General features: G+C 58.8%; 15 protein-coding genes. 8 read left to right on the top strand and 7 right to left on the bottom strand.

Annotated elements, in window-relative coordinates; translation table 11 throughout:
* Positions 1–162 precede the first annotated feature (162 nt).
* From rpoN to JNB91_RS21625, 4 genes are all read right to left on the bottom strand, one after another.
* A complete protein-coding gene (gene rpoN, locus JNB91_RS21610; RefSeq protein WP_220327548.1) occupies positions 163–1,701 on the bottom strand; it encodes an RNA polymerase factor sigma-54 in 1,539 nt (512 codons plus the stop codon).
* Positions 1,702–1,831: 130 nt separating this feature from the next.
* A complete protein-coding gene (gene lptB / locus JNB91_RS21615) occupies positions 1,832–2,578 on the bottom strand; it encodes an LPS export ABC transporter ATP-binding protein (protein WP_220327600.1) in 747 nt (248 codons plus the stop codon).
* Between the two features lie 69 nt (positions 2,579–2,647).
* Complete coding sequence (locus JNB91_RS21620) at positions 2,648–3,214, bottom strand: LptA/OstA family protein (RefSeq protein ID WP_223218307.1); 567 nt, start codon at positions 3,212–3,214, stop codon at positions 2,648–2,650.
* 14 nt (positions 3,215–3,228) lie between these two features.
* Positions 3,229–3,897 carry an LPS export ABC transporter periplasmic protein LptC gene (locus JNB91_RS21625; RefSeq protein ID WP_220327550.1) on the bottom strand — a complete coding sequence of 223 codons (669 nt, stop codon included), beginning with the start codon at positions 3,895–3,897 and terminating at the stop codon, positions 3,229–3,231.
* 189 nt (positions 3,898–4,086) lie between these two features.
* Between JNB91_RS21625 and sppA the strand changes: the two genes are divergently transcribed.
* The 8 genes from sppA (at position 4,087) to olsB (ending at position 11,245) form a co-directional block, all read left to right on the top strand.
* Entirely contained in the window at positions 4,087–5,043 is a 957-nt protein-coding gene (gene sppA / locus JNB91_RS21630; protein ID WP_220327551.1) for a signal peptide peptidase SppA, read from the top strand.
* Positions 5,044–5,069: 26 nt separating this feature from the next.
* Positions 5,070–5,369 carry an integration host factor subunit beta gene (locus tag JNB91_RS21635; protein ID WP_112454414.1) on the top strand — a complete coding sequence of 100 codons (300 nt, stop codon included), beginning with the start codon at positions 5,070–5,072 and terminating at the stop codon, positions 5,367–5,369.
* Between the two features lie 83 nt (positions 5,370–5,452).
* A complete protein-coding gene (locus JNB91_RS21640; RefSeq protein ID WP_220327552.1) occupies positions 5,453–5,764 on the top strand; it encodes a DUF1049 domain-containing protein in 312 nt (103 codons plus the stop codon).
* Between the two features lie 163 nt (positions 5,765–5,927).
* Positions 5,928–7,076, top strand: coding sequence for a class I SAM-dependent methyltransferase (locus tag JNB91_RS21645; protein WP_223218308.1), 1,149 nt, complete (start codon positions 5,928–5,930; stop codon positions 7,074–7,076).
* The gene (locus tag JNB91_RS21650) at positions 7,073–7,933 is read left to right on the top strand and encodes a TrmH family RNA methyltransferase (protein ID WP_220327554.1); all 861 of its coding nucleotides are present in this window, start codon (positions 7,073–7,075) and stop codon (positions 7,931–7,933) included. The genes JNB91_RS21645 and JNB91_RS21650 overlap by 4 nt, the downstream gene beginning before the upstream one ends.
* Positions 7,930–8,418 carry a signal peptidase II gene (lspA, locus tag JNB91_RS21655; protein WP_220327555.1) on the top strand — a complete coding sequence of 163 codons (489 nt, stop codon included), beginning with the start codon at positions 7,930–7,932 and terminating at the stop codon, positions 8,416–8,418. The genes JNB91_RS21650 and lspA overlap by 4 nt, the downstream gene beginning before the upstream one ends.
* A 59-nt stretch (positions 8,419–8,477) precedes the next feature.
* Complete coding sequence (locus JNB91_RS21660; RefSeq protein WP_220327556.1) at positions 8,478–10,274, top strand: hybrid sensor histidine kinase/response regulator; 1,797 nt, start codon at positions 8,478–8,480, stop codon at positions 10,272–10,274.
* Positions 10,275–10,372: 98 nt separating this feature from the next.
* Positions 10,373–11,245 (top strand): l-ornithine N(alpha)-acyltransferase, encoded by an 873-nt coding sequence (gene olsB, locus JNB91_RS21665; RefSeq protein ID WP_220327557.1) that lies wholly within the window; start codon positions 10,373–10,375, stop codon positions 11,243–11,245.
* Between the two features lie 5 nt (positions 11,246–11,250).
* Here the strand turns inward: olsB and JNB91_RS21670 are convergent, their stop codons facing one another.
* The 3 genes from JNB91_RS21670 to JNB91_RS21680 form a co-directional block, all read right to left on the bottom strand.
* Positions 11,251–11,640 (bottom strand): type II toxin-antitoxin system VapC family toxin, encoded by a 390-nt coding sequence (locus tag JNB91_RS21670; protein ID WP_220327558.1) that lies wholly within the window; start codon positions 11,638–11,640, stop codon positions 11,251–11,253.
* On the bottom strand, positions 11,591–11,881 hold the full coding sequence (locus JNB91_RS21675) for a type II toxin-antitoxin system Phd/YefM family antitoxin (protein ID WP_220327559.1): 291 nt from the start codon (positions 11,879–11,881) through the stop codon (positions 11,591–11,593). Before JNB91_RS21675 ends, JNB91_RS21670 begins: the two co-directional genes overlap by 50 nt.
* Before the next feature lie 67 nt (positions 11,882–11,948).
* Complete coding sequence (locus JNB91_RS21680) at positions 11,949–14,234, bottom strand: NADP-dependent malic enzyme (RefSeq protein ID WP_220327560.1); 2,286 nt, start codon at positions 14,232–14,234, stop codon at positions 11,949–11,951.
* Between the last annotated feature and the right edge of the window lie 120 nt (positions 14,235–14,354).

The following is a 14,354-nucleotide window of genomic DNA, read 5'->3' on the forward strand; positions in this document are numbered from 1 at the left end:
AAGCCGCTCTCTCATCCAAGCCGTCCGAACCGATTGCAGCAAAATAGCGCTACCCGTCCTGCCTGCGCGGAAATATCGGGAAGCCCCCGCCAGCGGCGGCGCTTCTAGCCTTCGTTGGCGGGGAAGTCAACGTATCGACCTATGGATGTATTGTCGGGATGCTTACAATGCAGCAGCCTTGGCCACGGCGCGCTTCTCTCTGCGGCGCTGCACCGAAGATGGAATGTTCATGGCTTCCCGGTACTTGGCGACTGTGCGGCGTGCAAGATCGACGCCCGCCTGCTTGAGGCTGGTCACGATGTCGTCATCGGACAGAACGGCGTCCGGAGTTTCCTGGGCGATCAGCATCTTGATCTTGTGACGAACCGCTTCCGCCGAATGGCTGTCGCCGCCTTCATCTGCCGATCCGATTGACACGGTGAAGAAATATTTCAGCTCGAACATGCCGCGCGGCGTCAGCATGTATTTATTCGAGGTGACGCGGCTGACCGTCGACTCGTGCATCTTGATGGCTTCCGCGACGGTCTTCAGATTGAGAGGCCTCAGATGGTCGACGCCATGCATCAGAAATGCATCCTGCTGGCGCACGATCTCCGTCGCCACCTTCATGATCGTCTTGGCGCGCTGGTCGAGGCTGCGGGTCAGCCAGTTGCCGTTCTGCAGGCAATCCGAAAGAAACGCATAGTCCTCGCTGTTTTTCGGGCAGGTTTTCGAGACCTGCTGGAAATAGGACTGGTTGACCAGTACTCGGGGAAGGGTGTCGGGATTGAGCTCGACAGCCCAGCCGCCGCTATTGGCCGGGCGCACCACGATATCCGGTGAAACGACATCGGCCACTTGAGTGGCGAAATCTGCACCCGGCTTTGGGTTCAGCTGGCGGATTTCGCCGAGCATGTCGATCAGGTCTTCGTCATCGACGCCGCACAGTTTTCTCAGAGATGCAAAATCGCGCTTCGCCAGAAGGTCGAGATGGCGGACCAGTGCCTCCATGGCAGGGTCGAGCCGATCCTTCTGGCGGAGCTGGATGGCCAGACATTCACCGAGCGTGCGCGCAAAAATGCCGGGCGGATCTAGCGTCTGCAGGCGTTCGAGAACCTGTTCCACATGTCCGGCGTCAATGCCAAGCCGTTCAGCGATGTCGCCTAGGTCAGCCTGCAAATATCCGGCATCATCGAGCTCGTCGTTCAGTTGCTGGGCAATCAGGCGGTCCTGCGGGTTCTTCAGGAGGAGCGGGATCTGCTGGCTGACATGTTCGCGCAGGCCAACTTCGCTCGCGATGAAATCGTTGAAGTCGTAGTCGTCGCCGCCTTCGCCACCCGCTGTCGATTTCCACTGTCCGAGAAGTTCGGGTGCATCGCCGCGCCGCTCTGGCTGATCGTCGGGAAACACGTTCTCGGCGCCGCCATCCAGCCCTTCGCCGAATGTCTCAGTGATGACGATACCCTGCTCGTCTCGCCATGACGCAGCCTCGGCATCGGCCGCGACGGCGATGTGCTCCGCGGTCTCGCCATGGCCTAATTCTGCGCCACTTTCACTGTCGGTTGACGAAATTTCCAGCAGCGGGTTCTTTTCCAGCTCTTGGGCAATGAATTGGTTGAGTTCGAAATGCGTCATCTGCAGCAGCTGGATCGACTGCATCAGCTGCGGAGTCATCACCAGCGATTGGGTCTGTCGCAGAAATAGGCTGGCGGATAAACCCATGGTGGACGCTAAACTCCCGAAATCTCCGGCCGCACACTCATTGTCCAGCCGTCATCAGCGTATCTGGCACAAGAATTGCTTTTTTGAGAGATTTGGTCAAGCGCCGCGACAGCGGAATTGTGACGCTATTTTAAAGGCTGAACTTGTCGCCAAGATAAAGTCGACGCACATCCTGATTGCTGACAATGTCGGAAGCCCGGCCATGGGTCAGCACTTCGCCCGCATGGATGATATAGGCCCGATCGATAAGGCCCAATGTCTCGCGGACGTTGTGATCGGTTATCAGTACGCCGATACCGCGTGCCGTCAAGTGCCGCACAAGGTTCTGGATATCGGAGACCGAGATTGGATCGACGCCAGCAAAAGGCTCGTCGAGCAGCATGAAGGACGGATCTGTTGCCAGCGCTCTGGCAATTTCCAGACGACGACGTTCACCGCCCGAAAGTGCCACTGCTGCCGACTTGCGAAGCTGGCTGATATGAAACTCTTCCAGCAGCTCGTCGAGCTTTGCCTCGCGCTTGTCCCGGTTCGGTTCGTGAACCTCGAGCACGGCACGAATGTTTTCTTCCACCGTCAGTCCACGGAAGATCGAGGCTTCCTGCGGCAGGTAGCCGACACCAAGCCGTGCGCGGCGATACATCGGCATCCGCGTCACTTCATTGCCGTTGATCGCGATCATTCCCTCGTCAACGGGAACGAGGCCGGTGATCATGTAGAAACAGGTTGTCTTTCCCGCGCCGTTGGGGCCGAGCAGGCCAACGGCCTCGCCGCGGCGCACGACAAGCGAAACGCCGTTGACCACACGTCTCGTGTCGTAGGTCTTGGAAAGGCCATGCGCGACAAGCGTCCCCTCATAGCGCGCCTTGTCGCGTGCGATGAACGGTTCGGGCGAGGGGGCTTTCCTTGCCGATAACTGGGAGAGAAAAGGAAGTTTCACGTTACAGAACTATTGTTGTGGCCGCGACTTCGGGTCGAGCATGATTTCAACGCGCCCGCCGCAGCTGTCGAGCTTTGCCTGGCCGCTCTCCATATGGACGGTCAGCTTGCATCCCTTGAACACATTCGGCCCATCGGACAGCACGACTTGCTTACCGGACAGAACAAAGGTCTGGCTCGCCATGTCGAACTGGCCGGTCTCGGCGGTCGCCTGCTGCTTGCCGGAGCTCAAGAATACGGTGTCGTCGAGGAAGATCTTGTCGATATCCGCGTTGCCGCTGGAAATGGAGGCTGAACTGCCGTCGGAATTGGCCTTTTCCTTATACTGCACGGTCATCTTGCCGGCCTTCAGCGTGGTCGTGCCCTGCACGACATTCACGTTTCCGGTAAAGAACGCCTTCTTTTCCTGATCCTTGATTTCAAGCTGGTCGCTCTGGATCTGGATCGGCTGGTCGTTCGAGAGTTTCAATCCATCCATGCTGCTCGTTGTGGACTGAGCATGAGCGGAAACGCTGAGGCAGAATAACACGGCCACCGCGCTTGCGGCAGGAATGCTGAGTGAAAGACAACGATGCATCATGGCGGCCGGGCCTACTTGCCTTTGTTACGGATGGCTGCGGGATCGAGATCAACCCGAACCTTGCCGGTGAAATTGAGAGTATGCCCCTTATCGATGATCTTCATCGAATCTGCAACAATGGAGCCTCCACTCATCGAGATATTCACCGCATCGGGCGTATTCATGGTCCCACCCGGTATATCGAGATTGGCGGATTTGAAGTGTGCGGTAATGCCGTTGCTCAGATTGACATCGAACGGCGCAGTCAGCTTGAGGATGTCGGCACCGCGATCGAGGTCCGCACTGGAAGCGGTCACACGCGCAATCAGTTCGTCGTTGATCGGTACGGCCGCCTTGACGTCCTTGAGCGTGATCAGGTTCGGGTTCTGGATATCCTGAAGCGCCTTGTTGGCTAGCATCGAATAGCTGATGCCATCGCTGTTTCGGCCGGAAACTGCGGGGCGCTCCATGACGATCTTGCCGTCTTCTATCTTGGCGCTCTCGATCGACAGGTTTTCCGGCAGGTAGGTGCGAATGATCGCCACGCCGACGAAAAGAAGCGAAATCACGCCGGCAGCGACCGGCAGGAGGATTTTCAGCCTGCTGACGCGCGAAGAATGGGAAAGCGCCGCATCGTAAGCGCTTGTCGGCGCCTGCATCGATGTCAACATGTTTCCTGTCTTTCGGATATGCTGCAGCATGAAACTCCGTTTCGCCCTTTCCGGCAATCTTGCGGGCCGCGCCTAGGGCATGGCACGCGATCGTCGACCGCCAATATGGTTTTTATTCTTCAACAAACAATAATGGCGAACATAAAAACGTGATACGAAGCGCTGCAATCGGCCAAAAACAGGCCTATGTAAAGCGCTTTAGGCATTGAGGGAACGTTTATGGACCAAATGGCAATCGCGGATCGGCGTCAATTGCGGCGCAAGCTCAGCTTCTGGCGTGTCGCGGCGCTGGTCTTTTTTGCTGCCATCGGTTTCGTATCTTACTGGGCGATTGCGGGCGAACAGTCCGGCTCCACCGCGCCACACATTGCCCGAGTGCGCATCACCGGCATGATCGTTGATAATCGCGAATTGCTGGAGCGCCTCGATCGGATAGCGGAAAATACGCAGGCCAAGGCGTTGATCGTGTCGATCTCCTCGCCCGGCGGCACCACCTATGGCGGCGAGCGTATTTATCAGGCCATCCGTAAAGTGGCGGAAAAGAAGCCTGTCGTTTCCGACATTCGCACCTTGGCTGCCTCCGCCGGTTATATGATCGCCACGGCAGGCGACACGATCGTTGCCGGAGAAAGCTCGATCACCGGCTCCATTGGCGTCATCTTCCAGTATCCGCAGGTCGATGAGGTGATGAAAAAGATCGGCATTTCGCTTGAGGAGATAAAGTCAGCACCGCTGAAGGCCGAGCCATCGCCTTTCCACCCGGCCAGCGAAGAAGCCAAGACCATGATCCGCAACATGATCATGGATAGCTATGGCTGGTTTGTGGATCTCGTTGCCGAGCGCAGAAATCTTCCGCGCGACGAGGTCTTGAAGCTTGCTGACGGTACGATTTTCACCGGCAGGCAGGCCCTGAATGTCAAGCTTGTCGACAAGCTCGGCGGTGACGATGATATTCTGGATTATCTCGATACCCGTGATGTTTCTCGCGACCTGCCGATCGTTGAATGGAAAAACCAGGAATCCTCTTCCTCGCTCTGGTTCGCCCAGGCGCTGACCGGACTTTTCCGTTTTGCCGGTATCAATTTGCCTCTGACGCCCGATGCGATTGATGGTTGGGGTCCCGGCAAGTTGTTCCTTGACGGTCTTGTCTCGGTTTGGCAGGTTGGCAAGGGTTGAAAATCTAATTTTTTCAGGGGGCAACCGTGATTAAGTCTGAATTGGTACAGATCGTTGCAGCACGCAATCCGCATCTCTACCATCGCGACGTCGAGAACATCGTCAATGCCGTGCTCGATGAAATCACGGATGCGCTTGCTGGTGGTAACCGGGTCGAGCTGCGTGGCTTCGGCGCGTTTTCGGTGAAGAACCGCCCATCCCGTTCCGGGCGCAACCCGCGCACGGGCGAAAGTGTCTTCGTTGAGGAGAAGTGGGTTCCCTTCTTCAAGACCGGAAAGGAACTGCGCGAGCGCCTCAACCCGGGCATGGCTGACGAGGACGATTGAGCGCGGATATTGCCGCAGGGGCTTGAAACTGCGGCGTCCGGACCAATCTGGTGCCGATGAACGAGAAATTGCCGGAGTGACCCATGACGAAGCTTAAGCGCATTGTTTCGCTTGTCGTTTTCGTGCCCATTGGCATCGTCCTGATCGTACTGGCCGTTGCGAACAGGCAGGATGTTACCCTGGCGCTCAATCCGTTCCGCCCGCAGGATAGCGTCCTGTCCGTGTCCGCGCCCTTCTTCGTTTTTGTTTTTCTGGCTTTGCTGGTCGGCATGGCAATCGGCGCATCTGTGACCTGGTGGAAGCAGGGCCGGTACCGCCGTCAGGCCCGTGTCGAAGCCAAGGAAGCGGTGAGGTGGCAGAAAGAGCATAAGGCGATCGTCGCACAGCGACGCTGACATAGCCGTCTTTCAACGACCTCCTGTCAGGTGCTTTTGCCTTCACGAGTTTCTGAGGCATTTCTGATCATGCCGCGATCTGGCTTCGTTACGATGCCGGATGGGCTTTGCCGACGGCGCATCAGATGCTATCTGCTCCCGCATGAGAGCGAAGGATCAATCGTTGAAGAGTAGAGACAAGCGGACCGGCAACAAGGCGGCCTCCAGGAGTGCTGCCGCTGGGGATAAGCGTGGCGGGAGCAAGCCCAAGCCATCGGCCGCGCCGGATCGACAGAGAATGAGCGAGCCGCGTGCCAAGGAGATGAGGTCCAGGGACGTCACTTCGGCCGATGCCAAGTCTGCCCCCCAGCCTGCTGCACAGACGCGACCGTTGCTCCTGCGCTCCGGTGATCTGCCCAATGAAAATGTTCCGATCATTCTCGAATCGAAAAATGCCGGCGATTTCCATCTGGTCGATAGCGGCAAGGGTCTGAAGCTCGAAAAATACGGTCCTTATTTTGTCGTCCGGCCCGAGGCGCAGGCGCTCTGGCAGCCGTCTCTTTCGGCTGATGTCTGGAACAGGGCAGATGCGGTCTTCACCGGCAATACCGATGAAGACGGCATGGGTCGCTGGAAATTTCCGCGAGAAGCGCTCGGTGAAACCTGGCCGCTGTCGCTATTGGACATCGATTTTCAGGGCCGTTTTACCGCATTCCGCCATATGGGTTTCTTCCCCGAGCAGATCGTCCACTGGACCTGGGTGAGGGATCAGGTCGAAGCGGCAAAAGCCAAGGGGCGCACACTCAAGGTTCTAAACCTCTTCGGCTACACCGGTGTTGCCTCGCTTGTGGCAGCAGCTGCCGGCGCAGAGGTAACCCATGTCGACGCCTCCAAGAAGGCAATCGGCTGGGCGCGGGAAAACCAGGCTCTTTCGCGCCTCGACAAGGCGCCGATCCGCTGGATTTGCGAAGACGCGATGAAATTCATCCTGCGTGAGGAGCGCCGCGGTAGCACCTACGACATCATCCTCACCGATCCGCCGAAATTCGGCCGTGGCCCGAATGGCGAGGTCTGGGAGCTTTTCGAGCATCTTCCCGTCATGCTCGACGTTTGCCGCGAGCTTCTGTCGAAGAATTCGGTCGGTCTGGTGCTCACGGCCTATTCCATCCGGGCAAGCTTCTATTCCATCCACGAACTGATGCGCGAGACCATGCGCGGCGCAGGCGGCACGGTGGAATCGGGCGAACTCGTCATCCGCGAAACGGGCATGGACGGCCAGAGCCGCGGCCGCGCCCTTTCCACATCCCTCTTCAGCCGCTGGGTTTCCCAATGACAGACGATTTCAGAAAGCAGGGTGCCCGCAAGGTCGGGCAGGTGAAGGAAGTCACCTCGCTCGCAAACCCGATCATCAAGGACATCAAGGCTCTTTCCAACAAGAAGGACCGGGAAGCTGCCGGCATCTTCATGGCCGAAGGCCTGAAACTGGTCATCGACGCGCTGGAACTCGGCTGGGAAATCCGCACCCTGATCTACGCCAAGGCCGCCAAGGGCAAGCCGCTGGTCGAGCAGGTGGCGACCCGCACCGTGGCCAATGGCGGCCTCGTTCTTGAGGTCTCTGAAAAAGTTCTCTCCTCGGTTACCCGCCGCGACAACCCGCAAATGGTCGTCGGCATCTTCGAACAGCGCTGGAAGCGCCTTGAAGATCTGGCGCCTGAGAAGGATGAGACCGTGATGGCGCTCGATCGGGTCCGCGATCCCGGCAATCTAGGCACGATCATCCGCACGGCGGATGCCGCCGGTGCTTCCGCCGTCATCCTCGTCGGAGATTGCACCGACCCATTCTCGCTGGAAACCGTCCGCGCCACGATGGGCTCGGTCTTCGCGCTACCCGTGGTCAAATGCTCGGCGGAAGAGTTTCTCGGCTGGCAGAAACGCTCCGGCGTCAATGTCGTGGCAACCCATCTCGCCGGTGCCGTCGATTACCGCACGGCTGATTACAAGTCGAAGCCGGTCGTTATCCTCATGGGTAATGAGCAATCGGGCCTGCCGGATAATCTCGCCAACGCTGCAAACCGCACTGTTCGCATCCCTCAGCAGGGCCTTGCCGACAGTCTCAATCTCGCCGTCGCAACCGCCGTCATGCTGTTCGAAGCCCGCCGCCATCTCCTCGCCCTGGAAGACAGAACATGACGCAAGCCGCATCAGCCCTGTCCCGCCCGCTGATTGCAGGGATCGTCATCGTTGTCGCGGTCATCCTCGATCAGGTGATCAAGATTGCGGTCGAAGCCTATTTGCCCATGCATGAGGCGGTGCCGGTCATCCCGTATCTGGCGCTTTTCCGCACCTATAATCTCGGCGTTGCCTTCTCGCTTCTCTCCGGCATGGAGCGCGAGTTCATCATCGGCATGCGCATCGTCATCGTCGGTATCGTTCTCTGGCTCTGGCGCAAGACACCGGCATCACGAACCTTCGCCAATGCCGGTTTCACCCTGATCATCGCCGGAGCCATCGGCAATCTCATCGATGGTTTGGTCTATGGTCACGTCATCGATTACATCCTGTTTCATACAGAGACGTGGTCATTTGCCGTCTTCAATCTGGCTGATAGCTTCATAACTATCGGAGCGGGCTTGGTTATTCTGGACGAGCTGGTCGGGTCGAAGTCGCGCGATTAAGGCCCTGTTAAGCCGTCCTTCTAAGGATTGCGAAGGAAAGCCCGTGTAGGCTTAAGCCCATGCGCACCCTCGCCGAGTTGCACGACCGACTAACCAAGGCTTTCTCCCAGCCCCCCGCTCCCGAGGGGCATGCGGAGCCGTTGTCGGAACTCGTCGTCGAGCCACCCGCAGAGATCGACTTTTTGGCGGCCTCCACACCGCAGCATCTAAGTCCGCTCCAAAACCTGATCTTTCAGTTGAAGCGCTGGTCGCCGGGCCGCCACTCGCTGAAAAGCCGTCTGAAGGAATCCGAAGCCACAAGCGAAGCGAAATCTCGACGCCTTGCCACGGTCGTTCACGAGATCCGCACGCCGCTGAACGGCATTCTCGGCATGACGCATCTGCTCAGCCAGACGAAGCTCACAGCCGAACAGCAGAATTACCTGAGCGGCATCCGCCAATCCGGCCATCTGTTGGCGCAGCTGGTCGATGATATCCTCGATCTCTCCACCATGGAGGCCGGCCGTTTCCGGCTTAACACACGAGCCGAAAACCTTCGCCAACTACTGGAAAGCGTCGTCGAGATGCTTTCACCGCGCGCTCACGAAAAACGCATCGAGATCGCCGCCACCTTTGCCGCGGATCTTCCCGAACTGCTGGATTTCGATCCCGCCCGCCTTCGCCAGGTTCTTTTCAACGTCATGGGCAATGCGGTGAAATTCACCTCCCATGGCGGTGTTCTGGTGCGCATCGGCCTTGCCGACAACAATGTGGAAATCGCAGTCATCGATACCGGTCCCGGCATGACGCCTCAGGAGCAGGCGACGATCTTCGGCGAGTTCGAGCAGGTCGGATCGGTCGAAGCGCGTAGCGGCGGAACGGGCCTGGGTCTCGGCATCGCGTCCCGCATTCTCAATGAATTCGGCGGTTCTCTTTCCGTGAAGAGCCGAAAAGGGGAGGGGAGCACCTTTACCATCCGTTTCCCTGTCCGTCTTGCCGAAGATGTTGCTGCCGGCGAAACCGACCGGAGCGGCATGCTGGCGCGCTCCCGCGTCGTCCTCATCGCGCCACAGGGGCCAACGGCTCAGGCCACGGTCGCAACGATCGAAGCCCTGGGCGGCCGTTGCCGCCATCTATCGACCACGCAGGATGTATCGATGCTGATCGACCGGGCGGCCGAAGGAGCGATGCCGTTCACGGATCTCATCGTCGATCACCGACTGGCGTCGGATTATGCCTGCGAGCCGCTTCATAAACCATTGCACCGCATTCTCCTCGTCAATCCCGAGGAAAGGGCATCGCAGCCTCAGGATCTGTTCGATGCCTGGCTGATCCGCCCCTTGCGGGAGCGGTCACTCGTCGATGTCTTGAGTGGTCGCATGCGTGGGTTCGGCCGTGGTGCCAGCCCATCGCAAATCCTCTCCGCTCATCCCGCTGCGGACGACCAGCCGTTGGAGGGTGCAATCCATAGCGAACTTGACGTCGTTCTTGCCGAAGATGATCCGGTCAGTGCCATGCTGCTGCGCGCCATGCTTCAGAAGAACGGTCATAAGGTTCGCTGGGTCACCGATGTTCAAAGTTTCGAAGATCTTGTTCGCGCATCCGGCACCCGGCCAGACCTCATCATCACCGACCTGAACATGCCGGGCGGCGATCCGCTGGATGTCCTGGTCTCCCTCCGCGAAGCCGAAAGAGCGGCAAACAGTCTCACCGTTCCCGTCATCGTCTTGACTGGCGAAGACCGTGATGCAGCCTTGCAAAGTGCCTTGACGGCCGGCGCCCAGAAGGTGCTGCAAAAACCCGTGGAACCGGATCGGTTATTCGACGACATTCGCCACGTCGTTTCGGAGAATAGGGCACGCCTGCGTCTGCGTTGACGGCTTCATGGCAGAAGCCTATTGTGACAAAAGATGTCACGTTCTTGTTGCAGAGACGTGATTAATGGCGGTGATCCAACCGGGACGGGTGACTCACCATGGCAATCGAACTCCTGAACCGCGAATTGACCCTCGATCATCCCTCGAAACCGGCGCTTTCCAACGGGAATGCAGATGTGTTCGGCCGTATAGGCTCGCTGGAGACGCGGCTTGCGCGCAACAGCCGGGAGATTGATGCTGCTCAGTCCGTTCGTTATCGCGTTTTCGTCGAAGAGATGAACGCCATGCTTCCACCGGAAGCTATGGCCCGCAAGCGCGACTTCGACGGCTATGATGATATCTGCGACCATCTTCTGGTGGTCGATAACGCCATCGAAGGCGAGATCGAGGACCAGATCGTCGGCACCTATCGCCTGCTGCGCCAGGAGGTCGCGATGGCGAATGGTGGTTTCTATTCGGCGTCAGAGTTCGATATCGAACCGCTCCTCAAGCGCCATCCCGACAAGCAGTTCATGGAACTCGGCCGCTCCTGCGTTCTGCCCGATTACCGTACGAAGCGGACAGTGGAGCTTCTCTGGCAGGGCAACTGGGCCTATGCGCTGCGGCATGGCATGGGTGCCATGTTCGGATGCGCCTCGTTCCCCGGTGTCGATCCGCAGGAACACGCGCTCGCCCTTTCCTTCCTCCACCAGAACTCGCTGGTGAAGGACGAATGGATGGTGTCGGCCAAGCCGGATCTCTATTGCAAGATGGATATGATCCCGGCGGAAGACATCAATCCGCGTCAGGCCCTGTCCGCCATGCCGCCGCTGGTAAAAGGCTATCTGCGTCTCGGCGCGATGATCGGTGACGGTGCCGTAGTCGACCAGGCCTTCAACACGACAGACGTCCTGATCGTCCTGCCGATCGCCGTCATCTCCGGTCGATATATCAACCATTTCGGCGCAGATGCGGGCCGTTTCGCCAGCTGACAAGGCTATCGGGCGAGCCTGATCGGGCCGTTATACCGTGCGATGGTCTCGTCCGAGGTGAGGAGAAGCATGCCTTCGGACGTAGCTTGCGCGATCAAAATTCGGTCGAACGGGTCCTTGTGGATGGGCGGCAGGGCTTCGAGCGCGAAGGCGTGACGGGAGTTTACCGCCAGTTCCTGAAAGCCATTATCCAGCAGTGCTCGGTGAAGCACGCGTGGCTCGATATTGAACCCGTCTCTGTTTAGCGCACGCTTGATCGTCAGTTCCCAAATGCTTGCGGAACTGAAAAACGGAGTGTTATCTTCATCCTCAAGGATGGAGCGCATCTCGCCGGTGAGCTTTCGGTCATCCTCCGCGAACCAGGCAAGGATGTGGGAGTCGGCAAGCACTCTCATTTTTTTCACCGTAGAACATCTCTTCGATTTCTTTGGCGAACATCGTGTCGAAATCATCCGGGATTTGCGCGTATCCCTTTAGGAACCCGGCTTTGCGCTTCGTCTTGGGCTCTTCCTCCAGCGGAACCACCTTCACCATCGGCTTCCCGGCCTTGGCGATGACGAACCCCTCACCGTTCGCGGCCTCCTCGACGAGGCGCGAAAGATGTGTCTTTGCTTCGTGAATATTGACCGTCTTCATGGCAGATGCCTCGAGTGGACTTAGTTCATTGAACTTAGTCCACTCGACGGGTCATATCAAGAAATGCTTACGACCCTGCATTGTAGGCGGCGATTGCTGCCATATTGACGATCTCGCTGTCCTTGGCGCCCATCTGGGTGATCTGCACCGACTTGTCGAGACCGACGAGAAGCGGGCCGATCAGCGTCGAGCCGCCGAGTTCCTGCAGCATGCGCGTGGCGATCGAAGCCGAATGGATCGCCGGCATGACCAGCACATTCGCCGTGCCGGAAAGGCGGCAGAACGGGTATTGCTCCATGCGCGTGGCATTGAGTGCCACGTCCGCGGCGATCTCGCCGTCATATTCGAAATCGACACGGCGGCTGTCGAGGATTTTTACCGCCTCGCGCACGCGCTCGGAACGCTCTCCGACCGACTGGCCGAAGTTGGAATAGGCAAGCATCGCCACGCGAGGTTCATAGCCCATGCGGCGCGCAACGCGCGCGGCTTCGGTCGCGATATCGGCAAGGTCCTCTGCATTCGGCTGGTCGTGAACCGCGGTGTCTGCAACGAATATCGTCCGGCCACGGGCAACGACGAGCGAGACACCGATCACCCGGTGACCGGGCTTGGTGGAGATGCAGCGCCTCACATCTGCAAGCGCCGAAGCATAGTTGCGGGTCGTGCCGGTCACCATCGCATCCGCATCGCCGACGGCGACCATCGTTGCGGCAAAATGGTTGCGGTCATTGTTGATCAACCGCTGCACGTCACGCAGCAGGTAGCCCTGACGCTGAAGCTTGGCATAGAGGTGATCGGTATAGGCCTCGGTCCGCTTCGAGATACGGGCATTGACGATTTCAATGCCCGGCCGATCGAGATCGATCCCGGCCTTCTCCGCTGTGGCGCGGATCACGTCGTCGCGGCCGAGCAGGATGGCTGTGCCAAGCTCCTGGTTGCAGAAGGAGATCGCGGCACGCATCACCTGCTCTTCTTCCGCTTCGGCAAAGACCACCCGCTTCGGGAAGCGTCGTACCCGGTCATAGATGCTCTGTGTCGTGGCTGCGATCGGATCGCGCCGCGCGGCAAGTTCGCGCCCGTAAGCAGCAATGTCGGTTATCTCGCGACGCGCCACGCCACTTTCCATCGCAGCCTGCGCAACCGCCATCGGAATAGCCGAGATCAGGCGGGGATCGAACGGGACGGGAATGATATACTGTGCGCCGAAACGCGGACGCACGCCCTGATAGGCGGCAGCCACATCATCCGGCACAGCCTCGCGGGCAAGATTGGCAAGCGCCTGCGCTGCGGCGATCTTCATCGCATCATTGATCTGGCGGGCGCGAACATCGAGCGCGCCGCGGAAGATGTAGGGGAAGCCAAGCACGTTGTTGACCTGGTTCGGATAGTCCGAGCGGCCGGTCGCCATGATCGCATCGTCACGGATACGCGCCACTTCCTCGGGCGTGATTTCCGGATCCGGATTGGCCATCGCAAAGATGATCGGCTTGGGCGCCATGGAGCGGATCATCTCTTCGGTAAAGGCGCCCTTCTGCGAAAGACCGAAGACCACGTCGGCGCCATTCATTGCTTCCTCCAGTGAACGGCGGTCCGTCTTGGCGGCATGAGCGGACTTCCACTGGTTTATGCCCTCGGTTCGGCCCTGGTAGATCACGCCCTTGGTATCGCAGAGAATGATGTTTTCCGGGGCAAAACCCATTGCCTTGATCAGTTCGATACAGGCGATCGCAGCGGCACCCGCGCCGTTGCAGACGAGCTTGGTGGTCTTGAGGTCGCGGCCGGTCAGTTCCAGCGCATTGATGAGGCCGGCCGCGGCGATGATCGCCGTGCCGTGCTGGTCGTCATGGAAAACCGGGATATCCATCAGCTCGCGCAACCGGCTTTCGATGATGAAACATTCCGGCGCCTTGATATCTTCAAGGTTGATGCCGCCGAAGGACGGGCCGAGATAGCGCACGCAGTTGATGAACTCGTCGACATTTTCGGTATCGACTTCAAGATCGATCGAGTCGACATCGGCAAACCGCTTGAACAGGACGGACTTGCCTTCCATCACCGGCTTCGAGGCCAAAGCGCCGAGATTGCCGAGGCCGAGGATCGCGGTGCCGTTCGAGATGACCGCCACCATGTTGCCGCGCGTCGTGTAGTCATAAGCGGTAGCGGGGTCTGCGGCGATTGCCTTTACCGGCACGGCAACGCCCGGGGAATAGGCCAGCGACAGGTCGCGCTGTGTCGCCATCGGCTTGGTCGGGGTGATTTCGAGCTTGCCGGGGCGGCCATCGGCGTGAAAGTCGAGCGCCTCCTGCTCGGTTACCGATGTTCGCGTGCTTGCTGTCTTGTCGTTCACGACCATATCCTCCAGCTTCCTGTGGGCAGCCTCGGGTGAAGCCGCTGCAAATGTTGTATTCAAAGGGGCTTCACCGATAGTGTCGCGACTTTCCATGCGCAATGAAAAATCGGCCCAGTGACCCAG

The sequence above is a fragment of the Aliirhizobium wenxiniae genome (assembly GCF_019511445.1).
GTDB lineage: Bacteria > Pseudomonadota > Alphaproteobacteria > Rhizobiales > Rhizobiaceae > Neorhizobium > Neorhizobium wenxiniae_A.